Source organism: Dietzia sp. DQ11-38-2, assembly GCF_014145055.1.
GTDB lineage: Bacteria > Actinomycetota > Actinomycetes > Mycobacteriales > Mycobacteriaceae > Dietzia.
The window spans coordinates 1-6,462 of record NZ_JAALDW010000245.1 but is presented as its reverse complement, the minus strand read 5'-3'; the positions used below and the strand labels follow the sequence as shown (position 1 = coordinate 6,462).

Annotated in this window: 7 protein-coding genes and 1 pseudogene; 5 read left to right on the top strand and 3 right to left on the bottom strand. The window is 71.1% G+C overall.

What is annotated here, in order from left to right:
* Both disA and G6026_RS09225 read right to left on the bottom strand, forming a co-directional pair.
* The coding region (gene disA, locus G6026_RS09230) for a DNA integrity scanning diadenylate cyclase DisA (protein WP_182612984.1) at nt 1–495 on the bottom strand (495 nt) is incomplete at its 3' end.
* Nucleotides 496–505: 10 nt separating this feature from the next.
* Nucleotides 506–1,069 carry a hypothetical protein gene (locus G6026_RS09225; protein ID WP_182612982.1) on the bottom strand — a complete coding sequence of 188 codons (564 nt, stop codon included), beginning with the start codon at nt 1,067–1,069 and terminating at the stop codon, nt 506–508.
* Nucleotides 1,070–1,266: 197 nt separating this feature from the next.
* Between G6026_RS09225 and G6026_RS09220 the strand changes: the two genes are divergently transcribed.
* From G6026_RS09220 to rlmB, 5 genes and pseudogenes are all read left to right on the top strand, one after another.
* On the top strand, nt 1,267–1,761 hold the full coding sequence (locus G6026_RS09220; protein WP_017835982.1) for a CarD family transcriptional regulator: 495 nt from the start codon (nt 1,267–1,269) through the stop codon (nt 1,759–1,761).
* 13 nt (nt 1,762–1,774) lie between these two features.
* Nucleotides 1,775–2,524, top strand: a pseudogene (ispD, locus tag G6026_RS17265) (2-C-methyl-D-erythritol 4-phosphate cytidylyltransferase); the annotation flags it as partial.
* A gap of 45 nt (nt 2,525–2,569) precedes the next feature.
* The gene (gene ispF / locus G6026_RS17260; RefSeq protein WP_309230106.1) at nt 2,570–3,052 is read left to right on the top strand and encodes a 2-C-methyl-D-erythritol 2,4-cyclodiphosphate synthase; all 483 of its coding nucleotides are present in this window, start codon (nt 2,570–2,572) and stop codon (nt 3,050–3,052) included.
* A gap of 42 nt (nt 3,053–3,094) precedes the next feature.
* Nucleotides 3,095–4,510, top strand: coding sequence for a cysteine--tRNA ligase (gene cysS, locus G6026_RS09210; protein ID WP_182612980.1), 1,416 nt, complete (start codon nt 3,095–3,097; stop codon nt 4,508–4,510).
* Between the two features lies 1 nt (nt 4,511).
* Nucleotides 4,512–5,480 carry a 23S rRNA (guanosine(2251)-2'-O)-methyltransferase RlmB gene (gene rlmB, locus G6026_RS09205; RefSeq protein ID WP_107755699.1) on the top strand — a complete coding sequence of 323 codons (969 nt, stop codon included), beginning with the start codon at nt 4,512–4,514 and terminating at the stop codon, nt 5,478–5,480.
* Nucleotides 5,481–5,499: 19 nt separating this feature from the next.
* On the opposite strand, the gene G6026_RS09200 is transcribed toward rlmB, so the two are convergent.
* Nucleotides 5,500–6,462: aminoglycoside phosphotransferase family protein (locus tag G6026_RS09200; protein WP_241727996.1), on the bottom strand; the 963-nt coding region annotated here is incomplete at its 5' end.

Sequence of the window (6,462 nt, the reverse complement as noted above, 5' to 3'; positions counted from 1 at the left end):
CTCCATGGTGGCCACCGTCTGGTCCGCGCGGGCCAGCAGGACCACGGGGTCGGCCAGGACGCGGGCCTGCCCGCCCGCGTAGACGGTCACCGTCGTCATCGAGGCGGAGACCGCCACCGACGGGACACCGGTGTGCAGGGCGGTCCGTTCGGCCGCGCGGTGCCGGGTCCCGGTCTCGACCGCCGGCAGGGTGGGATCGGGCACGAGGTGGACGTTGGCATGGGTGATCCGCTCGCCGTCCGAGGACAGGACCACGGCTCCGTCCATCTTGCTCAGTTCGCGCAGCCTGGCCGGTGTGAACTCGACGTCCAGCGTGACACCGCCGTCGCATATCTCCCTGACGGCGGGGTCATCGCCCAGCACGATGAGACCACCGGTGCCGCTGCGACGGATGCGGTCCAGTGCCTCACGCAGCGGGGTGCCGGGGGACAGGCGCCGGAGGACGGCCCGGACGGGTGCGTCGACGGGGGTCCCGTCCGTGGCGCGGGGGGCCAGGGCGGACGTCTCAGTGCCCCTCTGCGTGGGTCTCGACCGGGCGGGTGTACTCGTCGCTGGGCGGGACCTCGGCGATGACGGCGGCGGACATCTCGATCTGATCGCCGTTGGAGAACGACACGGTGGCGGGTACAGAGGTCCCGATCCGGAGGTCGTCGGAGTCGGGCAGCGTGGCGGTGCTGCGCTCGACACAGAGGTCGTCCCGCGCGGGGACGGGCTCGACGTCGGCCGCCGGCGAGACGATCAGGGAGCATCCGCGTTCCAGCGGCTGTGTCTCGCCGAGCTGCGCCTCGATCCCGTCGATCTCGATCCGGTCGAGGGAGATCGACTCGCCCATGCCGGTCCCGGTGAAGGAGGCGGCGAACCCGAGACGCGCCTCGCCCTCCTCGGGGAGGACCACCACGAGATCGTTGACGTGGAGCTCGCCCGCGGAACCCTGCCCGCCGTCCACCGCGGCGACCTGGTTGGCCGTCTGGGAGACCTGCCCGGCGCCACACGCGGACAAACCGACGGCGGTACCCACGGCCAGGACTACGAGCGCGGTGCGGCGCAGGCCGGTGTTCGGTGAAGTCACGTCAGGCTCCTCGGGGGATGGTCGTTCTCAGGCCGGTCTCATCGTAGTCCACGGCTGGTCGTGACCGGCGTCAGAGTGCGCTCCCGGCACCCCCCGGATGCGGCGCCCCCGCTGTACGGGTTTCTGACCTGCACAAACGGAAAACCCCAGCGCTGAGGGCGTGCTAAGATGTCTCAGTCGAAAGGGGAAAGCCACTCATGGAGTTCAAGGTCGGCGACACTGTCGTCTACCCGCATCACGGCGCCGCTAGTATCCAGGCGATCGAGATGCGGACGGTCAAGGGCACCGAGAAGGAATACCTCGTCCTCAAGGTTTCGCAGGGCGATCTCACGGTCCGGGTTCCGGCCGAGAACGCCGAGTACGTGGGCGTGCGTGACGTGGTCGACGAGGCGGGGCTCGACAAGGTCTTCGACGTCCTGCGCACTGAGCACGCCGAGGAGCCGACCAACTGGTCCCGCCGGTACAAGGCGAACGGCGAGAAGCTGGCCTCGGGGGACGTGAACAAGGTCGCCGAGGTCGTCCGCGATCTGTGGCGTCGTGACCTGGACCGTGGTCTGTCCGCCGGTGAGAAGCGGATGCTCGCGAAGGCACGGCAGGTGCTGGTGGGCGAACTCGCGTTGGCCGACCGCGCCGATGAGCACCGCGCCGACGAGCTCCTCGAGCAGGTGCTGTCCGCCGCCACCCCCGCCTGACGCGACCGCGGGGGTGACTCGATCCGCGCAGGAGCTCAGTGATGGCAGTGGCCACCCGCCCCCCACGGGCAGGGTGGCCGCCGTCGTTCCCGCGGCGGGCTCCGGACTGCGCCTGGGTGCGGGGGTCCCCAAGGCCTTCGTCGAGCTGTCGGGTCGGACCATGCTCGAGCGGGCCGTCTCCGGTCTGTTGGCGAGCGGGGCGGTCGACGACGTCGTGGTGGTGGTCCCCGAGGACCGGGTCGCGGAGTCGGAGCTGCTGCTCGCGCCTCTCCGGTCCGGCGAACACCTCGTTCTCGTCGCGGTGGGCGGGCCGCAACGCACCGACTCGGTCCGTAACGGTCTGGCGGTCCTCACCGCCACCCTCGAGGGGTCGGGGTCGCCGGTCCACGACGTCGTGCTGGTCCACGACGCGGCACGCTGCCTGACCCCGGCCGCTCCGATCCTCCGGGTGGTGGAGGCGGTCCGATCGGGCGAGGGCGCGGTGGTCCCCGTCCTCCCCGTGGTCGACACCGTCAAGGAGGTCGACGCCGCCGGTTACGTGGTGGGCACGCCCGATCGCGGAGTTCTCCGAGCCGTTCAGACGCCGCAGGGCTTCGCGCCCGACGTGCTGCTGGCGGCCTACGATGCGGCCGGTGACGGGGCCACCGACGACGCCGGCCTGGTGGAGCGGCTGGGCAGGAGGGTGGCGACCGTGGCGGGTGATCCGCTCGCCTTCAAGATCACCACCGCGTCGGACCACGCGCGCGCCCAGGAGGAACTCCGTGACCAGCACGGGTTCCACGCACGCGAGAACCCGGAGGACCGTCCCGTGACCGGACCCGTGCCCCCCCGCGTCGGTATCGGCACCGACGCCCACCAGGTTCAACCCGGCAAGAAGTGCATGATGGCCTGCCTGCATTTCCCCGACGACGACGGGTGCGAGGGCCACTCCGACGGAGACGTGGTGGCCCACTCACTGGTCGACGCGCTGTTGTCCGCCGCCGGTCTCGGCGACCTCGGAACCCTGGTCGGCACCGGACGCCCCGAGTACGACGACGTCTCCGGTGAGCGTCTCCTGCGTGAAGCGGTGGCGGAGGTGACCGGCCAGGGGTGGACGATCGGTAACGCCGCCGTGCAGATGGTCGGTAACCGACCCAAGATGGGCCCGCGGCGGCTCGAGGCCCAGGACACCCTCTCGGCGATCATCGGCGCCCCTGTGTCCGTCTCGGCCACCACGACCGACGGGATGGGCTTCACCGGCCGCGGCGAGGGGGTCTCCGCGGTGGCGACGGCTCTGCTGTTCCGGAGCTGACGAAGCGGGCGCGAGGAGGCGTCACCGGTAGACTCGATCCCCGTGACGCTCCAGCTGTACGACACCGCCACCCGCTCCCTCCGGGAGTTCACCCCTGTCCGGGAGGGTCACGCGTCGGTCTACCTCTGTGGAGCCACCCCGCAGTCCGTGCCGCACATCGGCCACGTCCGGTCGGGGGTCGCCTTCGACATCCTGCGCCGATGGCTGCTGGGATGCGGTTACGACGTGGCGTTCGTCCGCAACGTCACGGACATCGACGACAAGATCCTCACCAAGGCCGCGGAGAACGGGCGGCCGTGGTGGGAATGGGTCGCCACGCACGAGCGGGAGTTCACCAGGGCCTACGACGCCCTGGGCGTCCTGCCGCCGTCCACGGAGCCCCGGGCCACCGGACACGTCACCCAGATGATCGACTACATGGAGCGGCTCATCGAGCGCGGTTACGCGTACCCGGCCGAGGGCAGCGTGTACTTCGACGTCGCGGCCTGGTCGGCCGCCCCCGAAGGCGACTACGGGCACCTCTCGGGACACCGGCTCGACGAGGTCGACCAGGGCGAGGGGGCCGACCTGCGGGGTAAACGAGACCCCCGCGATTTCGCGCTGTGGAAGGCGGCCAAACCCGGGGAGCCGAGCTGGCCGACCCCGTGGGGAGAGGGCCGGCCCGGCTGGCACCTCGAGTGTTCGGCGATGGCCACCTGGTACCTCGGTCACACCTTCGACATCCACGGCGGCGGCCTGGACCTGCAGTTCCCTCATCACGAGAACGAGGCCGCCCAGTCCCACGCGGCCGGTGACGGCTTCGCCCGGTACTGGCTGCACAACGGGTGGGTGACCATGGCCGGGGAGAAGATGAGCAAGTCGCTGGGTAACGTCCTCAGCGTCCCGAACATCCTCACCGTGGTGCGCCCCGTCGAGCTGCGCTACTACCTCGGCAGTGCCCACTACCGGTCCATGCTCGAGTACTCACCGGAGGCGTTGCAGGAGGCCGCTGCCGGATACCGCAGGATAGAGACCTTTATCCGGCGCGTGGCCGAGGTCGTCCCGGAGATACCCGTCGGCGAGTGGACCGACGGATTCGCCGCGGCGATGGACGACGATCTCGGGGTCCCGGCCGCGCTGGCGGAGATCCACGGCACGGTGCGCAGGGGGAACACGGCCCTGGCCGCCGGTGATCACGACTCGGCGCTGTCCGCCGCGTCGGCCGTCCGGGCCATGACGGCGGTGCTGGGCGTGGATCCCCTCGACCCCCACTGGGTGGCCGCCGGCGGCGGCGACGACGCCGCCACCACCGCGCTCGACTCGCTCGTGCGCGCAGAACTCGAGGCGCGCGACATCGCGCGCTCGAATAAGGACTTCGCCACCGCCGACGCGATCCGGGACCGACTGGTCGCGGCCGGCGTCGAGGTGGCAGACACCGCGGACGGCCAGAAATGGTCGCTCGCCAATCGGAAGGACTGACATGGCGGGCAATTCGAGCCGACGCGGGGCGATCCGCAAGACCGGCACCAAGAAGGGCCAGGTCGTCGGATCCGGCGGCCAGCGGCGACGGGGTCTCGAGGCCCGGGGGGCCACGCCCAAGGCGGAGGACCGCACGTATCACTCCGCACACCGCAAGGCCAAGGCCGCCTCGCGAAAGGCGGAGACGGCCCAGCAGCGCCGCCGGCACGCCCAGAAGCAGGCCGACGGCCCCGAATACGTGGTCGGGCGCAATCCGGTGGTGGAGTGTCTCCGGGCCGGCGTGCCCGCGACCGCCCTGTACGTGGCGGTCGGCTCGGAGGCCGACGAGCGACTGACCGAGGCCGTGCACCTGGCCGCCAACAAGGGCATCTCGATCCTTGAGGTGCCGCGCACCGATCTCGACCGCATGACGAGCAACGGCATGCACCAGGGCATCGGCCTGCAGGTGCCGCCGTACCAGTACACCGACCCCAAGGACCTCCTCGACATCGCGATGGGGTCGTCGAGCCCCGCGCTGTTGGTCGCCCTCGACAACATCACAGACACCCGCAACCTCGGGGCCGTCATCAGATCGACGGCCGCGTTCGGCGGCCACGGCGTCCTGATCCCCGAGCGGCGCAGTGCGTCCATCACGGCAGTCGCGTGGCGTACCTCCGCGGGCGCCGCGGCCCGGCTGCCCGTCGCGCGTGCGACCAACCTCAACCGGACGCTTCTGGACTGGGCGAAGTCCGGAGTGCAGCTCGTGGGCCTGGACGCTGACGGCGACACCACCCTGGACAGTTACGACGGCACCGGGCCCACGGTCGTGGTGGTGGGCTCCGAGGGCAAGGGGCTCTCGCGGCTCGTGCGCGAGAACTGCGACTCGATCCTCTCGATCCCGATCTCCGGCGGGGTGGAGAGCCTCAACGCCTCGGTCGCGGCCGGAGTGGTGCTCTCCGAGTTCGCCCGCCAGCGTCGCGTGAAGGGCTGACGGGGCCCGCACGTCCCACTCAGGCCAGCGGGCGACGTGGCGACCGGCAGCGGTCGAACGTCGCCCGCGCGTACTCCCACGTCTCCTCCCCGTAGTAGAGGTGGCCGACGATCATGTAGAGCCCGGCGAACCGCTGGTAGGCCCACGCCCTGTCGAGAAAGGTCTCGTCGATCCTGCCGACGTAGCGCGCGAGCACCTCGTCGACGAAACGCGGGCCGTACTCGTACAGTTCGGCGAAGTCCACCGCCGGGTCGCCGAGGCACATGTCGGTGAAGTCGATGAGCCCCAACCGGCCCGGGGACGTGCGCGCATCCCAGTAGAGATGGCGCACGTAGACGTCGTTGTGCAGGAGGACCCGCGGGAGCAGGGTGGACTGGAGCGCGGCGACCTCGTCGCAGATCTCCCGCGCCGTCCGCATCTCGTCCTCGGTGAACACCGCCGGGAGGTCGTTGGCCACGATCCCCCGCACGAAGTCCAGGTTCTCGGGTTGGTAGGAGTCCGGGACCCGGTCGAGCGGCGGGACCGACGTGTCGGCCCCGTGGAGCGCGGTGAGCAGCGCCCCGAGTTGGCCGGCGATCATCGTCCTGTCCGTCGTGGGCAGGGAACGGAGCAGGTCAGGGGTGAGCCGGTCCCCATACACCAGGGGGTACCCGGCGAATCCGCCGTCCGGGGGGACGTGCGTGTACCGGGGTATGGCGGCGTCGACACCGGCCGAGAGGTGGTCGAGGACCGCTGCCTCGTGGGGGAGTCGCGCGAGCGCCTGCTCGTCCGTGGGGAACCGGAACACCAGGTCCCGGTGCCCGAGCGAGTCGGCGCCGCGGCAGCCGTGGCACATCACCACCACGTGGTCCCAGCCCTCGTCGATCCACTGCGACGACTCCCAGGCGAGGGCGGGGAAGGCGGCGCGGATCGCGTCGAGCGCAGCGCCGCGGTCGGCCGGGGAGACGGGGTCGGACGGGGCGACGGTGTCGTCGGCGGCGGC